At 56.1% G+C, this 21543-nt stretch carries 20 protein-coding genes; 13 read left to right on the top strand and 7 right to left on the bottom strand.

Features of this window, described 5'->3' with window-relative positions; translation table 11 throughout:
* Positions 1–100: 100 nt before the first annotated feature.
* Positions 101–238 carry a DUF2256 domain-containing protein gene (locus AB8B75_RS05100; protein ID WP_405360466.1) on the bottom strand — a complete coding sequence of 46 codons (138 nt, stop codon included), beginning with the start codon at positions 236–238 and terminating at the stop codon, positions 101–103.
* Positions 239–503: 265 nt separating this feature from the next.
* On the opposite strand from AB8B75_RS05100, the gene pepN reads away from it, so the two are divergent.
* The 3 genes from pepN to AB8B75_RS05085 are packed head-to-tail and all read left to right on the top strand — an operon-like array spanning position 504 to position 4223.
* Entirely contained in the window at positions 504–3059 is a 2556-nt protein-coding gene (gene pepN / locus AB8B75_RS05095; protein WP_405360346.1) for an aminopeptidase N, read from the top strand.
* Entirely contained in the window at positions 3056–3796 is a 741-nt protein-coding gene (locus AB8B75_RS05090) for an SDR family oxidoreductase (protein WP_405360345.1), read from the top strand. Before pepN ends, AB8B75_RS05090 begins: the two co-directional genes overlap by 4 nt.
* Complete coding sequence (locus AB8B75_RS05085) at positions 3786–4223, top strand: hypothetical protein (protein WP_405360344.1); 438 nt, start codon at positions 3786–3788, stop codon at positions 4221–4223. The genes AB8B75_RS05090 and AB8B75_RS05085 overlap by 11 nt, the downstream gene beginning before the upstream one ends.
* Before the next feature lie 8 nt (positions 4224–4231).
* Here AB8B75_RS05085 and AB8B75_RS05080 read toward each other — a convergent pair whose 3' ends face one another.
* A complete protein-coding gene (locus tag AB8B75_RS05080) occupies positions 4232–4870 on the bottom strand; it encodes a transglycosylase SLT domain-containing protein (RefSeq protein ID WP_405360343.1) in 639 nt (212 codons plus the stop codon).
* Positions 4871–5106: 236 nt separating this feature from the next.
* Between AB8B75_RS05080 and AB8B75_RS05075 the strand changes: the two genes are divergently transcribed.
* The 4 genes from AB8B75_RS05075 to AB8B75_RS05060 all read left to right on the top strand — a co-directional run bounded on the left by AB8B75_RS05075 (position 5107) and on the right by AB8B75_RS05060 (position 9077).
* Complete coding sequence (locus tag AB8B75_RS05075) at positions 5107–6399, top strand: hypothetical protein (protein ID WP_405360342.1); 1293 nt, start codon at positions 5107–5109, stop codon at positions 6397–6399.
* Positions 6400–6412: 13 nt separating this feature from the next.
* Positions 6413–6895 carry a hypothetical protein gene (locus tag AB8B75_RS05070; protein ID WP_405360340.1) on the top strand — a complete coding sequence of 161 codons (483 nt, stop codon included), beginning with the start codon at positions 6413–6415 and terminating at the stop codon, positions 6893–6895.
* An 80-nt stretch (positions 6896–6975) separates the two neighbouring features.
* A complete protein-coding gene (gene gatB, locus AB8B75_RS05065) occupies positions 6976–8487 on the top strand; it encodes an Asp-tRNA(Asn)/Glu-tRNA(Gln) amidotransferase subunit GatB (RefSeq protein ID WP_405360338.1) in 1512 nt (503 codons plus the stop codon).
* Positions 8488–8603: 116 nt separating this feature from the next.
* Positions 8604–9077 (top strand): DUF4177 domain-containing protein, encoded by a 474-nt coding sequence (locus AB8B75_RS05060; protein ID WP_405360336.1) that lies wholly within the window; start codon positions 8604–8606, stop codon positions 9075–9077.
* Between the two features lie 9 nt (positions 9078–9086).
* On the opposite strand, the gene AB8B75_RS05055 is transcribed toward AB8B75_RS05060, so the two are convergent.
* Complete coding sequence (locus tag AB8B75_RS05055; RefSeq protein ID WP_405360334.1) at positions 9087–9344, bottom strand: BolA family protein; 258 nt, start codon at positions 9342–9344, stop codon at positions 9087–9089.
* Positions 9345–9418: 74 nt separating this feature from the next.
* Between AB8B75_RS05055 and AB8B75_RS05050 the strand changes: the two genes are divergently transcribed.
* The 6 genes from AB8B75_RS05050 to AB8B75_RS05025 all read left to right on the top strand — a co-directional run bounded on the left by AB8B75_RS05050 (position 9419) and on the right by AB8B75_RS05025 (position 16007).
* Positions 9419–10045 carry a DnaJ domain-containing protein gene (locus AB8B75_RS05050; protein ID WP_405360332.1) on the top strand — a complete coding sequence of 209 codons (627 nt, stop codon included), beginning with the start codon at positions 9419–9421 and terminating at the stop codon, positions 10043–10045.
* A 122-nt stretch (positions 10046–10167) separates the two neighbouring features.
* On the top strand, positions 10168–11154 hold the full coding sequence (gene cobS / locus AB8B75_RS05045) for a cobaltochelatase subunit CobS (protein WP_405360331.1): 987 nt from the start codon (positions 10168–10170) through the stop codon (positions 11152–11154).
* Between the two features lie 4 nt (positions 11155–11158).
* Positions 11159–11866 carry an aspartate/glutamate racemase family protein gene (locus AB8B75_RS05040; protein WP_405360329.1) on the top strand — a complete coding sequence of 236 codons (708 nt, stop codon included), beginning with the start codon at positions 11159–11161 and terminating at the stop codon, positions 11864–11866.
* On the top strand, positions 11863–13740 hold the full coding sequence (cobT, locus tag AB8B75_RS05035) for a cobaltochelatase subunit CobT (protein ID WP_405360328.1): 1878 nt from the start codon (positions 11863–11865) through the stop codon (positions 13738–13740). The genes AB8B75_RS05040 and cobT overlap by 4 nt, the downstream gene beginning before the upstream one ends.
* Positions 13741–13794: 54 nt before the next feature.
* A complete protein-coding gene (locus AB8B75_RS05030) occupies positions 13795–15585 on the top strand; it encodes an aminopeptidase P family protein (RefSeq protein WP_405360327.1) in 1791 nt (596 codons plus the stop codon).
* Positions 15586–15662: 77 nt separating this feature from the next.
* Positions 15663–16007, top strand: coding sequence for a DUF427 domain-containing protein (locus AB8B75_RS05025; RefSeq protein WP_405360325.1), 345 nt, complete (start codon positions 15663–15665; stop codon positions 16005–16007).
* A 4-nt stretch (positions 16008–16011) separates the two neighbouring features.
* Here AB8B75_RS05025 and AB8B75_RS05020 read toward each other — a convergent pair whose 3' ends face one another.
* The 4 genes from AB8B75_RS05020 to lpxC all read right to left on the bottom strand — a co-directional run bounded on the left by AB8B75_RS05020 (position 16012) and on the right by lpxC (position 21397).
* The gene (locus AB8B75_RS05020; protein ID WP_405360323.1) at positions 16012–17697 is read right to left on the bottom strand and encodes a chloride channel protein; all 1686 of its coding nucleotides are present in this window, start codon (positions 17695–17697) and stop codon (positions 16012–16014) included.
* Positions 17698–17762: 65 nt separating this feature from the next.
* Complete coding sequence (gene recN / locus AB8B75_RS05015) at positions 17763–19412, bottom strand: DNA repair protein RecN (protein ID WP_405360321.1); 1650 nt, start codon at positions 19410–19412, stop codon at positions 17763–17765.
* 26 nt (positions 19413–19438) lie between these two features.
* Complete coding sequence (locus tag AB8B75_RS05010; RefSeq protein ID WP_405360319.1) at positions 19439–20308, bottom strand: outer membrane protein assembly factor BamD; 870 nt, start codon at positions 20306–20308, stop codon at positions 19439–19441.
* 165 nt (positions 20309–20473) lie between these two features.
* Positions 20474–21397 (bottom strand): UDP-3-O-acyl-N-acetylglucosamine deacetylase, encoded by a 924-nt coding sequence (lpxC, locus tag AB8B75_RS05005; protein WP_405360317.1) that lies wholly within the window; start codon positions 21395–21397, stop codon positions 20474–20476.
* Positions 21398–21543: the final 146 nt, after the last annotated feature.

Below are 21543 nucleotides of genomic sequence, written 5' to 3'. Positions count from 1 at the left end.
TCCTCGTCTGCAATGCTTTAATCTGAAATGCAGGTGTAAGAAGTTTGTTTCCGATAGGCAACAACAGTTGAAGGTACTTTTGGTGACTGAACCTGAACGGCTAAATCCGCCGCGCCCGACGGCACCGATGCGAGCAATACTTGACTTCTTCCCACACTTTTTCCCACTTTTTGCGCCAGAAGAAAGGGCGACCGCAATGCACGCATATTTTTTGCGGTAAGTCTCCTTTGCGACGCATTTCGATATTCTCCGGTCTGGCAAAGGCAAAAGTAATCTTCGAATGGATTATCGTTTTCAACCACCCGATCTGCAAAACAGTAGGGCTTACCGCGTAAAAACCAAGAAGATCTGTAAGAGCAGCCCCGGCAAGGTATCGCGCACAGCGTTGCCAAAGGACGACTTGAACGCTCATTCCTTACTCTCAATCAATGCATCTTGCAGCTTGTTGCCAGTGGACCTAACGTCCGAAATGAAATTCGACTTGAAAAAAGACGTAGAAAACCATGCGCGATGCAGCACCAAAGACTATTTATCTAAGTGATTACAAACCGTTTGGGTACGATGTTGACGCAGTCGAACTGACCTTCGACCTGCAACCTAACGCCACTCGGGTGAAAAGCCGCGTCGCCTTTGTACCCAAACCGGAAGCGGATGGGTCCTTCTTTTTGCACGGCGAGCAACTCAAACTGATATCTGCGCAGATCGATGGGAGGCCAGTCTCGCCAGAGCTGAGTGAACAAGGTCTGTCGTGCCAGGTCCCCCAAACCCCTTTCGTCTGGGAAGCAGAGGTTGAAATCGACCCGGCTCATAACACAGCGCTTGAGGGGCTTTACATGTCGAACGGTATGTATTGCACGCAGTGTGAGGCCGAAGGGTTTCGCAAAATTACTTACTATCCCGATCGCCCGGACGTCATGAGCGTTTTCACCGTGCACATAAACGGCCCCCATCCTGTCTTGCTCTCCAATGGTAACCCTGTGACCCGCGGCGACGGTTTCGCCGAGTGGCACGATCCATGGCCCAAGCCAGCCTACCTTTTTGCGCTGGTGGCCGGTGATCTGGTCGCACATCCGGATGATTTCACCACAAAATCCGGACGAAAAGTTGATCTGAACCTCTATGTTCGCCCTGGTGACGAGGGCAAATGCGCCTTCGGCATGCAGGCCTTGAAGGCGTCAATGGCGTGGGACGAAGAAGAATACGGTCGTGAATACGACCTCGATATATTCAACATCGTTGCTGTGGATGATTTCAACATGGGAGCCATGGAAAACAAAGGGTTGAATGTCTTTAACTCCTCGGCGGTTCTGGCCTCGCCCGAGACCGCAACGGATATGAATTTTGAACGCATCGAAGCCATTATTGCGCACGAGTATTTTCACAATTGGACAGGCAATCGCATCACTTGTCGCGATTGGTTCCAATTGTGCCTGAAGGAAGGTTTGACGGTCTATCGCGATAGCCAGTTCACTTCAGACATGCGATCGGCGGCGGTTAAGAGAATACGCGATGTGATTGATTTGAGAGGACGCCAGTTTGCGGAGGATCAAGGTCCGTTGGCCCATCCGGTGCGGCCCGAAAGCTTTCAGGAAATCAATAACTTTTATACCGCAACTGTCTACGAAAAAGGCGCCGAAGTTATTGGAATGCTGCGGCGGCTCGTCGGCGCAGACGCCTATTCAAAAGCGGTAGATCTTTATTTTGAACGTCATGACGGTCAAGCTTGCACCATTGAAGATTGGCTGAAGGTTTTTGAAGACGCAACCGGCCGCAATCTTGACCAGTTCAAGCTGTGGTACAGTCAAGCAGGAACACCACGACTGACAATGAAAGAAGCTTGGGATAAAGGAACTTATACCCTTCAGTTCACTCAAAAGTTGAAGCCGTCAGAAACAACACCAGACCCACAACCACAGGTCATCCCAATTGTTGCTGGCCTTCTTTTTCCGTCGGGCAAAGAGGCTGTTTCCGACCAGGTTCTGGAACTAACAGAAGCGACCCAGTCGTTCTCCTTTGAAGGGCTCAAGGAACGGCCCATTCCGTCGGTCCTGCGCGGGTTTTCTGCACCTGTGGTCCTTGAGAACACGCTCACCCCAGAGCACGCTGCGTTTTTGCTGGCACACGACACTGATCCTTTTAACCGCTGGGAAGCCGGGCGTAGTCTGGCCAAGGCCAATCTGTTGAACATGATCCGCAATGGATCAGAGCCAGATGAAAGTTACTTGAGTGGACTTGGCACCGTTCTGGCGGATCGCAGTCTTGACCCTTCGTACCGTGCATTGATGCTGGGGCTGCCAAGCCAATCTGATCTCGCCACGGCCCTTTTTGATGCGGGAGACGTGCCAGATCCAGATGCCATTTGGACGGCTTGTGAGACCATGGGCCATGCCCAAGCCGGTCATCTGAAGGACATTTTGCCGATCCTCTTTGAGGAAAACCAGGTCGCAGAGGCCTATGCTCCAAACGCCGATCAATCCGGTCGTCGGAGCCTTGCGAATGCGTCGCTCTGGCTTTTGAGCCTCACAGATGGACTTGATCGCGCGCGGGCGCAGTTTGAAACTGCTGACAATATGACCCAACAATTAACTGCCCTTTCCGTTCTGCTCCGCGCACAGGATGGCGCATCGGAGCTGCGCGCCTTCGAAACCCAATGGTCTTCAGATCGCTTGGTGATGGATAAGTGGTTCGCGTTGCAGGTGGTGCAGGCCCCCCCGGCGGAGGTTTCGGCAACAGCGCTCGCCTTGACCGCACATGCGGACTTCAATTGGAAGAATCCCAACCGGTTCCGCGCGGTTTTTGGTGCTCTCGCGAGCCATCACCCAGGGTTTCATAGTGCCAGCGGCGCTGGTTACAACTTATTGGCCGATTGGTTGATCAAGCTTGATCCGATCAATCCCCAGACGACCGCGCGCATGTGCGCCGTTTTCCAGACCTGGCGCCGGTATGATACCGGTCGTCAAGCACACGCGCGTGCGGCGCTGGACCGTATGTTGGCTGTATCCGACTTGTCGCGCGATACCACCGAAATGCTTGAACGGATCCGAGGAGACAGCATATGAGACCGGTTGTTTTGATCACCGGCGGCTCCGCTGGAATCGGTGCGGCCTGCGCCCGCATTGCAGCAAATCAAGGTTTCGACATTGCACTGAATTTTCGAACAGACACAACTGGTGCAGAAGCTGTTGCTACCGATTGCCGGGCGTCCGGTGCGACGGTGATCCTATGTCCGGGAGACGTCGCTGATCCGGAAGCGATTGCACGCGTTTTTGCACAGGTGGACCAGGAATTCGGACGCCTGGATGCACTCATCAATAATGCGGGCGTCGTTGATGCGACAGCCAAGGTGACAGATTTCGATCACGCGAGACTTCGGCGCATGTTCGACATCAATGTGATCGGCGCAATCTTGGTGGCAAAGGAAGCTGTGATCCGCATGAGGGCGCAAGGTCAGGGTGGCGTCATTGTCAATATTTCTTCAGCCGCTGCGCGTCTGGGGTCCGGCAACCAATATGCAGATTATGCGGCGTCGAAGGCCGCAATTGATTGCTTTACCAAAGGGTTATCGGACGAAGTTGCAGCTGATAACATTCGCGTCATGGCCGTGCGCCCTGGATTAATTGAGACTGAGCTTCACGCCAAAGGGGGCGAACCAGGTCGGGCAGATAGATTGGCTCATATGGTCCCGATGAAACGCAAAGGATCGGCCGAAGAAGTTGCGCAGGCCGTTGTTTGGCTGCTGTCGAGCGATGCGAGCTATATCACAGGATCGACGCTGGACGTCACAGGTGGTCGCTGAGGCATTTGTCTACAAACGAAACGGGCGAAACTACGCCACGCTCTATGCTGTGTTGACCGTTTGGTTCGTTCTGGTTGTGGCCATTGTCTTGATCGAGGCCGCGCCTTGGCTGATGGCGTGTATTGCCCTGTTTACCTTGCCGGCATTGTGGGATCTCTATGCCAACCCAGCGGCAGGCATGGCGTTCGACAGCCATCAAATTCGCTGGTTCAGTGGCAATAAAACGGCGGAACTGGCCTGGTCTGAGGTGGATCACGTGCGACTTGATACCCGGCTTGATTTCTCGGTTCGTGCGACAGCGGTCCTGAAATCGGGGCGCAAAATCCGTGTCCCCTATGAAGCGACGCCACCGCATCAGGAATTAGAAACCGCTTTGCAGGCACATGGCATCCGAACCCAACGGCACCACTTTTCTCTGATCGGTTAACAGCAACCTTACCTGTTGGGGGATTGGTATCTGTTTTCTCGCTGTTTTGGTTGAACTGGCGCTTGGCAATAAGGCTGTTGTTTGACCCAACCCGCCATATCGCGACGTTTTGGTTCGCTGCGCATTGGCCCCCAATCTGCCGCCACACCACGCCACTTCGGATCGCGTGCAAAGATCACGCCATCACGCGGCACGGTCACCGCCATGATCCTAATCGCGCAACTCAGGTTTTCGCCACCATCTTTCAGCGCTTCTCCCGATCCTGCCCGACATTTGTAGCCGCGTGCCGTCGCCGGCGAGATTTGCAACAAACCAAACCACTTTCCGTCACCACCCACGGCCCCGGGCTTGTAGGTGCTTTCGTGCTTTGCCAAAGCCGACATAAACCCGATCCAGAACGCCTGCCGCGCGCGCTCATCTGCGACTTCGTAATAGGGGCACCACTGCGCGATGTCCTCAGGCACCATGTTTGTCAGAGGCTGGCCATGACTGCTTAACGCCTTCAAGGCCGCCTCGTTCCAAAGCTGATGATTTGGCATATTGCTCCATCGCATGAGCGGCAGTTCAGCGGCATTTGAACTCTCGGAATAGGATGCGCCAAACGGCAGAAAGAGCAGGCAAAAAAATGGCAGAATTCGCTTTATCATAAACCTCTTATGCGACACTTGGCGCGGGTAATTCAAGCGAGGTTTGCGTTGGTGCCATTAAGGGTGCGCAAGAAGCTTGGCTTGCCAGCAACGCAAACACTTCCCCGCAATTGAGGCAACGTGCCATTTCAACGCCGTCTTTGATCCCAATCAACGAGATATCTCCGCTTCAAAGTCATCTTTCGGCCCAAAAGAGACGACAAATTGCAGCTGCTTACCAAAATGGGACTGCCTTTATGTTACTGTTGCCTAGCATTGCCAAAAACTCTTTGACACATCTGCGGCAGAGAAAGGTCAAACGGCGCGCGAACGCCAAGAATTCGCAAGTTGACGATCCAAGCATTGGCTCCTGGCCCACAAAAGGGCATCTCGCAATTGACTGTCCCGATCCGACCCAGGAAGAAGCCGCACGCGACGTGCACCAAACGCGCGGGGTATTTCTCGCCCGCCAGGACCGTTGGGCCGAGTTGGCGCATGAAATTCGCATTGCCGAAAAGGCACGCACACTGACTCCAGCCGGGATGTCCGCCGCTGAACTTTTAAGCTTTGGGGCCCGTTCCGACGTGGTTTTAGCCGTCGAGCACGCGCTTTACGATGGGCATCCGCCTCGGGGAGCGCGCCTGACATGCGGCGTGGAAGCATTGGAAAACATGCTATTAGAAGCTGTACCTGATGTGGTTTTATCAACAGTCGTCGCGCAGGCTCATATGGATATCGCCTGGGCGTGGCGTGGCACCGGCAGTCTTCGTCAAGTGCCAACGCGAAACCGAGAGGCGTTTGACGCGCATTTTGACCGCGCCCGCGAAATTCTCGATCCGTTCCATACTTCCGAAACGAATTCGCCGATACTGGCACAGGCCGTCTGCACCTTACACGGCGCGGGAAAAGCAACTGGTAATAGATTGACCCGTGATTTTGAAACCCTGATCGACCTTGATCCGCGCAATCCCAAACACATGCGCACATTTGGCAGTCTTTTGTCTCCGCATCGGTTTGGCAGCCACGAAGAACTCGAGCTTGAGGCAAGGCGTACCGCAGCGCGCAGTCAGGAAGCCTGGGGTGCCGGTGGCTATACATGGGTCATGTTTGATGCACTGCCACAGGATGACGTCGCATGTGCCCATCTTGATCTCGCGTTTTTTCTGGAAGGGTTGCACGATATTTTGGCGCGCAACCCGGACCAACACACGGTCAACCTGCTGGCAGCCTATTGCGCGGTCGCAATTGGCCAGAGCACAAAGGGGCTTGATGCCGCAGATCACAAGCGTCGCCGCATCGCCGATTGCGCCGACTGGATTGTGCGCACCCACATGAAGGAAATGCACCCGATGATATGGGCGCATGCAGGTCATCGGTTCGACAACAACTTTCGGGTCCCGTCCGCGCGCCATTTTGCTGAAGCCGGTCGAGCTTCCGGCATACGCATTCTCAAGCAGATCTTCGAGCGTGAGCTTGAGATGGGCCAGCATATCACTTTCACCGATGAAGGCCCGGTCGCCCAAGCCAGCCATGTCGAAACCATGTCATAAGAAAGGACATCTCATGAACAAGATACCTTCCGACGCAATACACTGGGACAGTGGCGACTGGATCGACTGGCACCGCAACGCGCTGCACCCCACAACCCCCCCCTGTGCCGCCCCTTCCGAGGATCCGCGCGCCAGATTACACACTCTGCACATGCGCATGTTGCAAAGTGCCCGCGCTTACTTCGAACTCACCGGGGAACATCTGCCGATCTACGAGGGCATTGCAAAAATCCACGCATCACTAGAACTGGATCTCCCTTCCAAAATCAATTCCGAAGACGACACAGCAAACAACGTACTGGTTGTCACCTTGCCCCCCAACAGGCCCAGTGACATTGTCACAATTGATCTGTCAGAACCCTTTGGCAGTTTAATCGTTGTCCGCATCACACAAAGCTTTACCGCAGAATGCCGGATCATGGCGCGCACCGCCCTCCCGGATCGGCGCGATGGTAAGTATGATATCCATTGGCGGGATCTGCCGTCATACAATTGAACGCGGGCGCCCAAGGGCTTGCAGCACCCCGCGCACTGGCCTAAGACCCTGTCAGATCAGACGCCTGACGAGGGACCAGAATGCTTGATTTAACATATGACACGCCCAATCCAAAAGTCATTGCAGGCGCCAAACATGATTGGGAATTGGTCATCGGCATGGAAGTTCATGCCCAAGTGTCATCACAGGCAAAACTCTTCTCTGCCGCCTCCACCAAATTTGGGGCCGAGCCCAACAGCAATGTTTCTTTTGTAGATGCGGCCATGCCGGGTATGTTACCAACGATCAACGAGTATTGCGTAGAACAGGCGGTGCGCACCGGTCTAGGTCTGAAGGCTGAAATCCACCTTGAGAGCGCATTTGACCGCAAGAATTATTTCTATCCGGACCTGCCACAAGGCTATCAGATTTCCCAGCTTTACCACCCCATTGTCGGCGAAGGGGAAGTCTTGGTTGAAATGGGCGACGGAACGGCCCGTTTGGTGCGGGTCGAACGCATCCACCTGGAACAGGACGCGGGTAAATCGATCCACGACATGGATCCGAACATGTCTTTCGTCGATCTAAACCGCACCGGTGTGGCGCTGATGGAAATCGTGTCCCGCCCGGACATTCGAGGACCCGAGGAGGCCGCCGCCTATTTGAGCAAACTGCGCCAGATTTTGCGCTATCTGGGCACCTGCAATGGCGACATGCAATCCGGTGCAATGCGTGCCGACGTCAATGTCTCGATCTGCCGCCCTGGCCAATACGAAAAGTATCAGGCGACTCAGGATTTCAGCCATCTTGGGACTCGAGGCGAAATCAAGAACATGAACTCGATGCGGTTCATTCAGGCAGCGATAGACTTTGAGGCGCGCCGCCAGATTGCGATTGTCGAAGCCGGCGGCTCGGTAGACCAGGAAACCCGCCTTTACGATCCCGACAAGAACGAAACCCGTTCGATGCGGTCAAAGGAAGAGGCGCACGATTATCGGTACTTTCCAGATCCTGATCTTTTGCCTTTGGTGATCGAACAGGCCTGGGTCGATGACATCGGCGCGAATCTGCCGGAATTGCCCGATGCAAAAAAGGCACGGTTCATTGCCGATTTTGGCCTGTCTGACTATGACGCTTCGGTTTTGACAGCCGATCTGGATTCTGCCGGATACTTTGAGGCGGTTGCTGCCGGACGTGATGGCAAGATGGCGGCAAACTGGGTGATCAATGAGCTCTTTGGTCGTCTTAAAAAGGATGATGCTGACATAGCAGATAGCCCTGTATCACCTGCGCAATTGGGCGGAGTCATTGATCTGATCGCTTCAGATGCCATTTCCGGCAAGATCGCCAAGGATCTTTTCGAAATCCTCTATACCGAAGGCGGTGATCCGGCTCAAATCGTCGAGGCGCGCGGCATGAAGCAGGTGACCGACACGGGAGCGATCGAAGCTGCCGTGGATGAGATCATTGCCGCAAACCCCGATCAGGTGGCCAAGGCGCGTGAAAACCCGAAGCTCGCCGGGTGGTTTGTCGGGCAAGTGATGAAAGCCACCGGCGGCAAAGCCAACCCCAAAACGGTCAACCAATTGGTGGCGCAAAAACTCAAAAGCTAGATGCCGTTGTCCCAAGGCATAGCGAAGGCGGCTTTTTAACCGGGACCCGCTGGGGTATTTCTTTGGCGCGGAGCGCCAGCTTGCTATACTACACTTCTAAGATGTGGAGACATGCCGTGACACAATACGAATACCGAGTGATCGCGGCGCCTACCCGCGGCATCAAGGCCAAGGGCATCAAGTCTCCCGAAGACCGGTTTTCTCATGCTTTAGAGGAAATCATGAACCAATACGGCGCAGAGGGATGGGAATATCTGCGCGCTGAAACTTTGCCATCGATTGAAAGGGCCGGACTGACATCGTCAACCACCAACTGGCGCAACGTACTGGTTTTTCGCCGTGCATCCGAAGACACAACTGAGCAACCCGTGCCGCCAATTCAGGCGCCTGTCGCGGAAACCACGCAATCCGCACGCAAAGAACCTGTTATTGCCGCCCCACAAAAACCAGAAGATGATGCCTCACAAAGCGAAGGGGCCACCCGGATGCTGACCGACAACGGCGTCGAGGAACCCAGTGACGTCTCCGGCATGACGAACTCTTTGGCTCAGCTCGCAGCCACACGTAAAGATGAAAAATCAAAAGATTAGAGACTAAGATTAAACATCTACATCAAGGGCGAGCGCATGGATCCTCGAAATAAGTTGAGGGCCAAGAGCTGCGTGAACAGCCCGGTGGCGCGCCAATCTGTTCATGCTCTTGAACTGCTCGGCGCGGATGGTCACATTAAAATGGCTTTCGCCACCCTCGGGATAACCCGAATGACCGCGGTGGCTTTCGCTGTCGTCAACAACATCCAATGCCCGTGGCGCAAAAGCTTTCTGCAACCGATCCTCAATCGCTTGTCGTTTCGACATTTTTTTGTCTTTGCCCCTTCCCTCTTTTCACATGCAGTCTAAACTAAGTGGCCTCGACTCGTATAGGTGCCAATATGCCGAAAACAGATCCATTCGGATTCGATATGTCCGTCTCTTCCTCCAAGAAGAAAAATCCACGCGGCAGGCGTGGCATGTCCGGCGCGTCCGAGACATCGACCCGCGTGTGTGATCACGAAGGGTGCGAAGAGGCGGGCAAATATCGCGCGCCGAAGGCACCGGACGTGCTTGATGATTTCTTTTGGTTTTGCCAAGCGCATGTGCGTGAATACAATTTGAAGTGGAATTTCTTCGACGGAACCACTGAGGCTGAGCTGAACGCTCAGATGTCAAAGGACAAGGTGTGGGAGCGCAACACCAAGCCCATGAGCGATCCGGAGGCTCGTGCATGGGCCCGATTGGGGATCGAGGACCCGCATCAGGTCCTAGGGGCCAATGCGACGCAAAACCCCGGTAAAGGCCCGCAGGCTGGCCGCCGCCTGCCCCCGACCGAGCGGCGCGCGCTGGAGATTTTGGAAGCCAAGGACACCTGGACAAAGCCCGAGGTGCGCAAGACCTATAAGGCACTGATCAAAGTGCTCCACCCCGATATGAACGGGGGCGACCGCAGCCAGGAAGAGCAATTGCAGGAAGTCGTCTGGGCTTGGGACCAGATCAAGGGCAGCCGAAACTTCAAGGATTAATGGCGCTACCGATTTGCGCCAACTGGCACGCCCTTCCCCTTGCACCTTTGCGATATATGTTGCACCAGATGACGCGGGCCAGAGAGGCCTGATTTTACATTCATACGATAGGGTGAAACCTCATGGCCGACGGCGCACTGGACATCAACACAAAGCCCACCGAAGAGATCCATGTTCGCGACGTCTTTGGCATCGACACGGATATGGTGGTCAAGGGCTTTACTGACCGCAGCGAACGGGTGCCGGAGGTCGATACCACCTATAAATTCGACCCCGACACGACACTGGCGATCCTGGCAGGCTTCGCCCACAACCGCCGTGTGATGATCCAAGGCTATCACGGCACCGGAAAATCGACCCATATCGAACAGGTGGCCGCGCGCCTCAACTGGCCTGCCGTACGGGTTAACCTCGACAGCCACATCAGCCGTATTGACCTGATCGGTAAAGATGCCATCAAGCTGAAAGAAGGCAAACAGGTCACGGATTTCCAAGAGGGCATTCTGCCCTGGGCCTTGCGCAATCCGACCGCCATCGTCTTCGACGAATATGATGCGGGCCGCGCGGATGTGATGTTCGTGATCCAGCGGGTTCTGGAAGTGGACGGCAAATTGACCCTGCTTGACCAGAACAAGGTGATCGAACCCCATCCCTTCTTCCGGCTTTTTGCCACGGCCAATACCGTGGGCCTGGGCGACACGACGGGTCTTTATCACGGGACGCAACAGATCAACCAAGGCCAGATGGACCGCTGGTCGTTGGTGGCAACCTTGAACTACTTGAGCATTGACGCGGAAACCGCGATCGTTCTGTCCAAGAACCCACATTACAATACGGAAAAGGGCCGCAAGATCGTCAAGCAGATGGTGACGGTCGCGGACCTGACGCGCACCGCTTTCATGAATGGCGACCTCTCGACCGTGATGTCACCGCGCACGGTCATCGCCTGGGCGCAGAATGCTGAGATTTTCCGCAACGTCGGTTATGCGTTCCGGCTGTCTTTCCTGAACAAATGTGACGAGTTGGAACGCCAAACGGTCGCCGAGTTCTACCAGCGCCTCTTTGATGAAGAACTGCCCGAGAGTGCGGCCAGTGTGAGTTTGGGGTAGACACATGCACATCGGGTTGATTGGCGGCATCGGCCCGGCAGCCACTGTGGTTTACTATCAGCGGCTGACGTCGCTGATGCGGGACCGTGGCAAAAAACTGGAGATGACGATTGTCCAGGCGAGCGCGGATGAGCTCATCGCCAACAATCTGGCAGATGATCGCGCAGCTCAGGCCGAAATCTATGCCGATCTCATTGGTCGCCTGAAGGCTGCTGGCGCAGACTGCGCGGCGATCACATCGCTGGGGGGTCATTTCTGCTATGATGAGACCGCCGAAATCAGCCCTCTGCCGCTGGTAAGTGGTGTGGCGCCCTTGGATGACTATTTTGTAGCGCAAGGCATGCGGTCGGTCGGGCTGATCGGCACCGAAGTCGTGATGCGCACAAGACTTTATGGCCAACTGACAAACACCCGTGCTGTCGCGCCTGATGGAAACCTTGATATGGTGGGAAAGACGTACCTCGATATGGCTTTGCGCGGCAAAACCACCGATGCCGATCGCACCTTTTTTTTCGAGGTTGGGCGGCGGATGGTTGAAGACCAAGGTGCCGATGCCGTGGTACTGGCGGGTACAGATTTGGGCCTGGCATTTGACGGGCAAGATCCCGGCTATAAGGTGGTGGATGCATTGGATGTACATATTGAGCTTTTGGCAGGTCTGGCCACGGGTGAAATGGCGCTTTCGCAAGGGACAAAAGGCAAAGAGTTATGAGCAAACCGTCCGATAATCCTGCTGATGCCTTCAAAAAAGCGCTGTCCGAGGCAACCAAGGTCATGGCCCATGACCCGGAGCTGACAGTGAGCTATTCCGTTGATCCGGCGGGCATTTCTGGCGACAACATGCGCTTGCCGCAGGTCAGCCGTCGGATGACGCGCGATGAGGTGATGCTGGCGCGCGGCACGGCTGATGCTCTGGCGCTGAACCGTCGGTATCACAACGGCCAGACCCACGCGCGCTATCAGCCGCAGGGCGAAATGGCACGTGACCTTTACGAGGCGATGGAAACCGCGCGCTGCGAGGCGATGGGCGCGCGCGACATGCCGGGCACGGCGGGCAACATTGACGCCAAGATTGCCCATGAGGCCATGCGCAAGGGCTATGACCAGGTCACGCAGGCCGCAGATGCGCCTTTGGCGACTGCGGCTGGCTACCTGATCCGGCATTTGGCAACGGGGCGGGATTTGCCGCCTGGTGCTCAAAACGTGATGGAGTTGTGGCGCGGCTTTATCGAGGACCAGTGTGGCGGCACGTTGGAAAACCTTGATGAAACGCTCAGCGATCAGGCCACTTTCGCGAAACTGGCGCGGCAATTGATCTCCGATCTGGGCTACGGGGATCAATTGGGAGACGATCCCGACCAGATCGACGAGGACCAGGATGACGAAGCCGAAGAAGGCTCCGAGGACCAGGATGACCCCGACAGCACCGGTCAGGACGATCAGGATGAAGAAGAATCCGAAGGATCCCCCGAGCAATCTCAAGAAGAACAGCAAGACGCGGCACAGGCTCAGGTTTCCATGGATGACATGGCAGATCAGGAGATGGGTGAAGAGGCAGAAATGCCCGAAGGCGAAGCGCCGCTGGAGCCGCCCGCCCCGCCGCCACCCTCTGATGCGGACCCCAATTACCTCGTCTACTTGAGCGATCACGACGAAGAAATAGGGGCCGAGGAGCTGGCCGACCCGATCGAATTGGAACGCCTGCGAGCCTATCTCGATCAGCAGTTGGAGCCCCTCAAAGGGGCGGTAAGCCGCCTTGCCAACAAACTGCAACGCCGTCTGCAAGCACAACAAAACCGCTCTTGGGAATTCGATCTCGAAGAAGGCATGCTGGATGCTGGGCGGCTGGCACGCGTGGTGGCCAACCCGACCACGCCTTTGTCCTTCAAGGTCGAAAAGGATACCGAATTCCGCGATACGGTCGTAACACTTTTGCTCGATAATTCAGGCTCCATGCGGGGGCGTCCGATATCCATTGCGGCGATTTGCGCGGACGTTCTGGCGCGCACATTGGAACGTTGTAATGTAAAAGTGGAAATTCTCGGGTTTACCACCCGCGCGTGGAAGGGTGGTCAGGCGCGCGAGGCCTGGCTGAATGAAGGCCGTCCCCAACAACCGGGTCGCCTGAACGATCTGCGCCACATCATATACAAATCCGCGGATGCTCCCTGGCGGCGCACGCGCCCCAACCTCGGCCTCATGATGAAAGAGGGCTTGCTGAAAGAGAACATCGACGGTGAAGCACTGGAATGGGCGCACCGGCGCATGCTGATGCGGCACGAAGCGCGCAAGATTCTCATGGTCATTTCCGACGGAGCGCCCGTGGATGACAGCACTTTGTCCGTCAACCCGGCCAATTATCTTGAGAAACACCTGCGCGACGTGATCGCGATGGTGGAAAAACGCCGGGCGGTGGAGCTTTTGGCCATTGGCATCGGTCACGACGTTACGCGGTATTACGACCGTGCCGTGACTATTACAGACGTAGACCAGCTCGCCGGTGCAATGACCGAACAGCTTGCCGCACTTTTTGACAATGATCCGCGGGCGCGGGCGCGCGTTATGGGGATCAAGCGCGCTGGCTGATTACTGCAGCCGATCCGTCAGCGCGGAATAGACCATAAAGTTGGAGGCAAACGCATGTTTCAATCCTTTGAGGTGACCGCACGGCCGGAACAGGGCCCGCCCCGGCTGGTCGCTTTGCGCGATGAAATGTCCAAGGACGCGCTGGACGGGTTCCTGATCCCGCGCGCCGATGCACATCAAGGCGAATACGTCGCACCATGTGACGAACGCCTGGCCTGGGTGACAGGGTTCACGGGCTCCGCAGGATTTTGCGCCGCCCTTAGGGATATTGCAGGCGTTTTTATCGATGGGCGGTATCGCACACAGGTGAAATCGCAGGTTGCGGCAGACTACACGCCTGTTCCCTGGCCCGACGTTTCATTGGGTACATGGCTGGAGGAAAAGCTGCCAAACGGCGGGATTGTTGGGTTCGATCCCTGGCTACACAGCGCCGGACAGATCGAAACGCTGGAAAAAGCACTGGTAAAAACCGGTGTGACGATGCGGGCACATGAAAATCTGGTGGACCGGATATGGCACGATCGACCCGCGCCTCCTTTGGCGCCGGCCAAGATCCATCCCCTTGAATTCGCGGGCGAAAGCCACGACAGCAAACGCGCTCGTATCGCCGAGGAATTGCGCGAGGACGATCACAAGGCCGCGCTGATTACCTTGCCCGATGCGCTCTGTTGGCTGCTGAACATTCGGGGCGCGGATATCCCGCGCAACCCAATCGCGCAAGGCTTTGCGATCTTGCATGACAACGGCGCCGTGGATCTTTTCATGGAGGCGTCGAAGCTGGTCGAATTGGGTGATCATCTGGGGTCTGATGTGAAGGTGCACCCGCCAAGTGACCTGGTTTCTGCCGTGGATGACCTCACGGGACCCGTTCGCGTCGATAAAGGCACAATCCCTTTCGTTCTGTCCGAGACACTTGGCGATCGCGCCGTTTTCGCCGGTGACCCCTGCGCCTTGCCCAAGGCACGCAAGAATGATGCTGAAATTGCCGGAGCCGCCGCCGCCCACCTGCGCGATGGCGCTGCGATTGTGGAGCTGCTGGCCTGGCTTGATGCGCAGCCCATTGCAACGGTGCGGGAAACCCAGGTTGTCTCAAAGCTCGAAGCGTTCAGGCGCAATGATAATGCGTTGCAGGATATTAGTTTTGAAACGATTGCAGGCTCTGGGCCCAACGGCGCAATCATGCATTACCGGGTGACCGACGAGACCGACAGCCTGCTTCAAGACGGGCAGTTGATCGTATTGGACAGCGGCGGCCAATATCTTGACGGCACGACCGATATCACCCGCACCATTCCTATCGGCACGCCACCCAAAGACGCGGCAGAGGCCTTCACACGCGTGCTGCAAGGGATGATCGCCATGAGTCGTCTGCGCTGGCCAGAAGGCTTGGCCGGGCGCGACATCGAAGCCATAGGGCGGATGCCGCTCTGGCTCGCCGGGCAGGATTTTGATCACGGGTTGGGGCATGGTGTCGGCGCATTTCTGAGCGTGCATGAAGGCCCACAAAGGTTGAGCCGTATCAGCCACGTTCCCCTGGAGGTGGGCATGATCCTGTCAAATGAGCCGGGATACTACCGCGAGGGCGCTTTTGGAATCCGTATTGAAAACCTCATCGTGGCGCAAATCGCACCCGAGCTACCCGGGGCCGACACTCACCGCAAAATGCTGAACTGGCGCACTCTAACCTTTGCCCCGATTGATGTGCGGTTGATTGTGACCGACATGCTGACGCAGACCGAGCGGGCATGGTTGAATACCTATCATGCAGAGGTTGCAGAAAAAATTGGCCCCCGCCTATCGCCCGCCGCAAAAACATGGTTGGATACGGCAACCGCGCCGATCTGAAACCCAAGCAGGTTTCATGGATTTGTTACCAAACATGCGCAGATGGAATTTGACGTCACGAGGGGGAGACGCGCCGTATGGCTGACCATATCACAATTCGCAAAGCGACGGGCACATGGAGTGTCCGGGCAGGCGGTGCTGTTTTGGGCGAAAGCGCAAATGCGCTTGAGTTGATCGAAGGGGATTACACTGCAGTGATCTATTTTCCGCGTGAAGACATTGCGATGGCTTTTCTGGATACTACCGACAAAACCACACATTGTCCGCATAAAGGAGACGCCAGCTACTTTTCGGTCGTCACAAAAAGCACGACTTTGGCGAACGTGGCTTGGTCCTATGAAGCGCCCAAGGAAGGCGTCGCGCAGATCAAGGATCATTTGGCCTTTTATAGCGATGGTGACGTGACAGTCGAAGAGATCTGAACCCTCAGGAATGCTCCTCGGCCGCGGTTGCCGCCAGGGCGCGGTTGTACACTTTGAGTGCATCGACATGAAACAAAGCACCCCGCAGCTCCGGCGGTGATCCATCCGCGCTCAGCGAGACAACCGGAATAAATCTGGCACCTGTGTCGAAAATCGGCATGGCAGACTCCAGAGTGGCGTTGGCGTCAATGTAAACACCTGCATCGATCATTTCGCCGCAGTCCGCCGCGCTGGCAGCTTTGGGATCATCCACTTTCCGCATTACAGGTCCGACCCGGAACATGGCCAAGAGATAGGCCTGCGGACCTGCAGCCAGATGAATGTCGCGCCTCTCCAGCTGCGTCAGGAAAAAGCTGCGATGGACCAGCCGTGATGCCAAAGCCGTGGACATGGAAACCGCAACCATCACCGCCAACCCGGTTTGCCAGTCACCGGTCAATTCAAACACAATCAATGTCGTTGAGATCGGCGCCCCGAGAACTGCAGCGGCAACAGCTCCCATGCCGGTCAGCGCATAGAGTGTGAGAGAACTAGAGACATCCGGAAATACACTTGTGGCAATCAGGCCAAAACTCAGCCCGGACAGCGCCCCAACCATAAGCGAGGGCGAAAAAATGCCGCCGCCCATACGCCCCGCCATTGTGACCGCCACGGCCACGGCCTTGAGCACAGCAAAGACAATGGCCGTCCACAAGGTCAATTGACCAGTCAAAGCCAGCGAGGTTGTCTCATACCCTACACCGATGATATGCGGAAAAAATATCGCAAGCACACCCAACATTGCGCCTGCTAGCGCCGGTCGCAGATAGCCGGGCAGCTTGATCTTGGTCTGGATCATTGTGCCAAAGTCATCGGCCCAGAACACCGCCTTCATGAAGGCGACCGCGATCAGTCCGGAGACCAGGCCCAGCAACAGATATGCTGGCATTTCCTGGTAAAATTGAACCGCACCGGTGGTCGAAAGTGCAAACTCCGTAACATCCCCAAACTCAAGCCTGTTGATCACGGTGCCTGCCGCGCTGGCAATCACGATGGGGGCAAAAGCATGCACGGCAAAATGGCGCAGTACCACTTCCAGCGCAAAAAGTGCGCCTGCAATCGGAGCGTTGAAACTGGCGGATACGGCGGCGGCAACCGCACAGCCCAGAAGGTCACGACCAGTGATCCCGTCGGCGTGGATGCGTCTGTTGACCCATGTCGATATCACGGCGGCCAAATGCACCACCGGTCCCTCACGACCCGTTGAACCACCCGTACCCAGCGTGATCAAAGACGCCAGTGCAGAGGCCAATCCGGCCCGCGCCTCAACCCGGCCGTCATTCATCGCCGCCCCATGTATGACATCGGCCACCGACCGCGCGCGCCCATCATTGGTAAAAAAGTGCAAAATCAATCCGACTACGAGCCCGCCGCAAATCGGGATGATCAAAACCAGGTACCAAGGCAGGGATTCCGCGAAGCTATGCAGCAGACGAACATCTTCTGTTCCATAAAGATAGGTCTGTAACGCATTGACTCCTTTACGGAAAAACAATGCAGCAAAACCAGCGGCAATGCCAACCGCAAGAGCAATGAACCAAAACTGTATCTGGTTGGGTCCGCGATGCCGAACGATGCGCAATCCGCCCTGCACTTTGGTCAAGGCAAGATCAAGCTGCTGGGAAAGAATGGATCGATTGGGGCTGGACATAACTCGTACTCTGGCTGTGTCCTGTCTAAGCCAAGGGGGAATAGGTGGAAAGCCTCTTGGCGCTGTTATCCAGCCAGAAGCGCCCGCGCAGCGCCTCGCGCCTCCTCGGTAATCGAATCGCCGGAAAGCATCCGGGCGATTTCATCAATTCGGTCCGAGGTTGGCAATGGCGTCACTGTTGAAGTTGTCATGCCTGCATCGACGCGTTTTTCGACGCGCCAGTGATGCGTACCCAAAGCGGCAACCTGAGGCGAATGGGTCACGACAAGCACCTGACCTTCAAGTGACAAAGCTGCCAACCGGCGCCCGACCGCATCAGCGGTGGCGCCACCAATGCCGCGGTCGATTTCGTCAAAAATCATGGTCAGATCCGACTGATCCTTGGTCAGGCAAACCTTCAATGCCAGCAGAAATCGGCTGAGTTCGCCACCAGAGGCAATCTTGTTCAGGGGACCTGACGGCGCGCCGGGATTGGTGGCGACGGTGAACGTCACCATATCCGCCCCATCCGGGCCTGCTGTGTCCGGCGTGATTTGCGTCTCGAAAACCGCACGCTCCATTTTGAGGGGCGCCAATTCTTTGCTGACACTCACATCCAGCTCCTCTGCTGCTTTTTGGCGGCGTTGGGTCAGGCGGGACGCGGCTTCTTGATACCGCGCGTCGGCTGCTGCGAGGTCTTTGCGCAATTGCGCCAGATCCGCATCACCAGCGTCCAGTGCCGCAAGTTTATCACGCAGTGTGACCGCGAATTCCGCAAGATCGTCAGCGAGAACATCGTGTTTGCGCGCCAATCCCCGGATCGCAAACAAACGCTCTTCTGTATCTTCCAGTTCGGCAGGGTTGAAAGACAATTGGTCAATTGCTCCCGCGATACCCTCTACTGCGTCATCCAGCTCAGCCATGGTACGCGACAATGCAGCCATCGGAGCTTCCAGCAGACCATCCGCCTGTTCAGCCGCACCATCAAGCCAGCGCACAGCATCACTAAGAGCTGTCTCAGCCCCTTTGGCACCCAGCATCTCATGCGCCCGGATCACATCACTGCGGATCTTTTCGGCCCCCTGCATAGTCCGGCGACGCGTATCCAATGTCGCTTCTTCACCCGGCTCCGGCGCCAGCGCATCCAACTCCGCCACGGCATGTCGCAAGAAATCTTCTTCCTCGCGAATGGCAGCCATTGCTGTTTCAGCGGCGCTCAGAGCCTTGGCCGCCCGTCCCTTGGCGACCCACGCAGCCCGGCATGCGGATTTCTCCACATCCAGCCCCGCGAAATCATCCAGTATCTTGCGGTGCTCACGCGGGTTCAAAAGGCCGCCCTGATCATGCTGGCCATGGAGTTCCACCAGTGTTTCCGATAGCTGGCGCAATACATCGCCAGAGCACCGTTTGTCGTTCACCCACGCAGTTTTGCGACCATCAGTGGTGTTAACGCGCCGCAGGATCAGCTCACCTTCATCCGGCAAACCCGCTTCTTGCAGAATGTGACGGGCCGCGTGATCCTCGGGCAAGTCAAACCAAGCGATCACTTCACCTTGCGTCGCCCCCTGACGTACAAGCTCTGCGCGTCCGCGCCATCCAAGTACAAAGCCCAATGAATCCAGTAGGATTGACTTTCCGGCACCGGTCTCCCCTGTAAGAACATTCAGCCCCGGCTTAAACTCAAGCGACAGCCGATCAATGATCAGCATGTCTGAAATTTCAAGTCCGCGCAGCATGGGCCCTATCCGTCAACCGCACCGGATCAGAGCCATTGGCCCTTGACCATTTGACGGTAAACCTGACGCAACCAGCCATCACCGGCGGCCTCCAGTGTCAGGCCCTGCCCCGTGAGCAGGGCATAGCTGTCCTCGTACCAATCCGTAGATTGGTAGTTGAACCCCAAAATCGCCCCGGCGGTCTGCGCCTGATCCGTGAGGCCTAAAGACAGATACGCTTCCACAAGGCGATGCAAGGCTTCAGGTGTATGCGAAGTGGTCTGGAAATCCTCGACAACGACACGAAATCTGTTGATCGCCGCCGTATAATGGTCGCGTCGAAGGTAGTAGCGCCCGATCTCCATTTCCTTCCCAGCCAAATGGTCAAAGGCCAGGTCGAACTTGAAGACTGCCGAACTTGCATAATCACTGTCCGGATACCGTTCAATGACTTCACGCAAAGCTTGCAACGCTTGGAATGTCAGCCCTTGATCGCGACCAACTTCGTCAATCTGCTCATAGTAGCTCAGCGCCAGAAGATATTGTGCATAGGCTGCATCTTCGTCATCGGGATAAAAATCGATGAACCGCTGCGCCGCTGATCTGCTGTTCGGGTAGTCCTGGTCACGGTGATACGAAAACGCCTGCATGATCAATGCACGGCGTGCCCAATCGGAATAGGGGTACAGGCGCTCGATCTCCGCAAAGAAGAAGGCGGCATCATCCGGGCGGCTGCGATTGAGTTCAAATTCACCACGCTCAAAAATCTGTTCCGCGGAATATGTTTCAAGCGGAATTTCCTGAGGGTTAAAGAAATTGCCGGTCGTCCGGCCCGCGTCTCGGTCATTGCACGCGCCCAGCGTGACTGCCACCAACACCGCCGCTACTATCCGCTTGCGCGACCCAAGCCTACTCATGCCTTGCCACCTTTGCTCCGTACCCTTCGAGCCGTAATATAAATCACGTCTCAGAGGTCCTAGCATAGAATAATGCGGTGCAAAACGCCCATTGAGCGGTTTGTGATCGCAGTTGCAATAAAGCTGAAAAACGGGTTGTGCGCGTCATTGTCTCGCGCAACGACGCTATGCGACAGCGGGGATCTCATTCCAAACCAATCCGTACCCGGGCAGCCGGGATGCGGTTGTCTTGTCACAAACAACCATCCGTACGGCACCAGGTGTTGCAAACAACGTCCGCAGCAGCGTGTTTGTCAGGGAGTGACCCGCACGAACGCCGGTGTAGTGACCGATCAACGGCGCGCCTGCCAGCGCAAGATCGCCCAAGGCATCCAGCATTTTATGACGCACGGGCTCATCATTGTGGCGCAGTCCACCGGGACTCGAAACCTTGGCGCCGTCAAATACGACCGCGTTTTCACCGGGCGTGCCTCCAAGCGCTAGACCTTTGGCACGCATTTCGTCTATGTCAATCTGCCGACAAAAAGTCCGGCTGTCGCAAAGCTCGCGTGCGAAGCTGCCATTGTTCATTACAAGCGACTTCTTCTGATGACCGATGGCAACATCATCAAAATCAATCTCAAAATCAATCCTCAGCGTGTCCGCAGGCGCAAGTGTGGCCGAGGCTAGTCCGTAAGTCGCGGATACGGTCTTCAGAACTTCAAATGCTCGCACAGGAGCGGCCAGCGTGCGCAGCCCGCGTTGCATAATTCCCCGCACGAAAGGTGCGGCGGATCCATCAAGAATTGGCACTTCGGGTCCGTCTATTTCAACCAGAGCGTTATGCACACCGCAACCGGCCAAAGCCGCCATGATGTGCTCGACAGTGGAGACCTGAAGGCCAGAGCTGTTTTCGATTTTGGTGCACAACGGCGAACGTAAAACCGCATCCCAGCGGGCCGGGATCAGTCGATCGCCCAATGCAACGTCGGTACGCGTGAACCATATGCCGTGCTCGGCTACAGCCGGACGAATTGTTACGGTTGCCTTTTGGCCCGTATGCAGGCCATAGCCCGAAAAACTGATCGAAGATCTGATAGTCGTCTGCACTTTCGCCCCACACTCTTCGGACTTCTGGCCCGATTGGCACTGTAACTAGGGATTGCAGCTCAAACCCTCAACTCAATCTTTGCAACGGACTGAAACACATCTGTTACATTTGAGCACAAAGACGCCTGCAGACCGTCAAAATCCTG

The organism is Roseobacter sp. (genome assembly GCF_045106495.1).
Classification (GTDB): Bacteria; Pseudomonadota; Alphaproteobacteria; order Rhodobacterales; family Rhodobacteraceae; genus Roseobacter.
Note: the sequence above shows the minus strand (reverse complement) of the source record. Positions and strands in the feature narration are given on the sequence as shown.

Excerpts from the sequence above, each read along its gene's own strand:
- AB8B75_RS05100 (WP_405360466.1), bottom strand. The coding sequence starts at position 238 with ATGCGTCGCAAAGGAGACTTACCGCAAAAAATATGCGTGCATTGCGGT.
- pepN (WP_405360346.1), top strand. The coding sequence starts at position 504 with ATGCGCGATGCAGCACCAAAGACTATTTATCTAAGTGATTACAAACCG.
- AB8B75_RS05090 (WP_405360345.1), top strand. The coding sequence starts at position 3,056 with ATGAGACCGGTTGTTTTGATCACCGGCGGCTCCGCTGGAATCGGTGCG.
- AB8B75_RS05080 (WP_405360343.1), bottom strand. The coding sequence starts at position 4,870 with ATGATAAAGCGAATTCTGCCATTTTTTTGCCTGCTCTTTCTGCCGTTT.
- AB8B75_RS05075 (WP_405360342.1), top strand. The coding sequence starts at position 5,107 with ATGTTACTGTTGCCTAGCATTGCCAAAAACTCTTTGACACATCTGCGG.
- AB8B75_RS05070 (WP_405360340.1), top strand. The coding sequence starts at position 6,413 with ATGAACAAGATACCTTCCGACGCAATACACTGGGACAGTGGCGACTGG.
- gatB (WP_405360338.1), top strand. The coding sequence starts at position 6,976 with ATGCTTGATTTAACATATGACACGCCCAATCCAAAAGTCATTGCAGGC.
- AB8B75_RS05055 (WP_405360334.1), bottom strand. The coding sequence starts at position 9,344 with ATGTCGAAACGACAAGCGATTGAGGATCGGTTGCAGAAAGCTTTTGCG.
- AB8B75_RS05050 (WP_405360332.1), top strand. The coding sequence starts at position 9,419 with ATGCCGAAAACAGATCCATTCGGATTCGATATGTCCGTCTCTTCCTCC.
- cobS (WP_405360331.1), top strand. The coding sequence starts at position 10,168 with ATGGCCGACGGCGCACTGGACATCAACACAAAGCCCACCGAAGAGATC.
- AB8B75_RS05040 (WP_405360329.1), top strand. The coding sequence starts at position 11,159 with ATGCACATCGGGTTGATTGGCGGCATCGGCCCGGCAGCCACTGTGGTT.
- cobT (WP_405360328.1), top strand. The coding sequence starts at position 11,863 with ATGAGCAAACCGTCCGATAATCCTGCTGATGCCTTCAAAAAAGCGCTG.
- AB8B75_RS05030 (WP_405360327.1), top strand. The coding sequence starts at position 13,795 with ATGTTTCAATCCTTTGAGGTGACCGCACGGCCGGAACAGGGCCCGCCC.
- AB8B75_RS05025 (WP_405360325.1), top strand. The coding sequence starts at position 15,663 with ATGGCTGACCATATCACAATTCGCAAAGCGACGGGCACATGGAGTGTC.
- AB8B75_RS05020 (WP_405360323.1), bottom strand. The coding sequence starts at position 17,697 with ATGTCCAGCCCCAATCGATCCATTCTTTCCCAGCAGCTTGATCTTGCC.
- recN (WP_405360321.1), bottom strand. The coding sequence starts at position 19,412 with ATGCTGCGCGGACTTGAAATTTCAGACATGCTGATCATTGATCGGCTG.
- AB8B75_RS05010 (WP_405360319.1), bottom strand. The coding sequence starts at position 20,308 with ATGAGTAGGCTTGGGTCGCGCAAGCGGATAGTAGCGGCGGTGTTGGTG.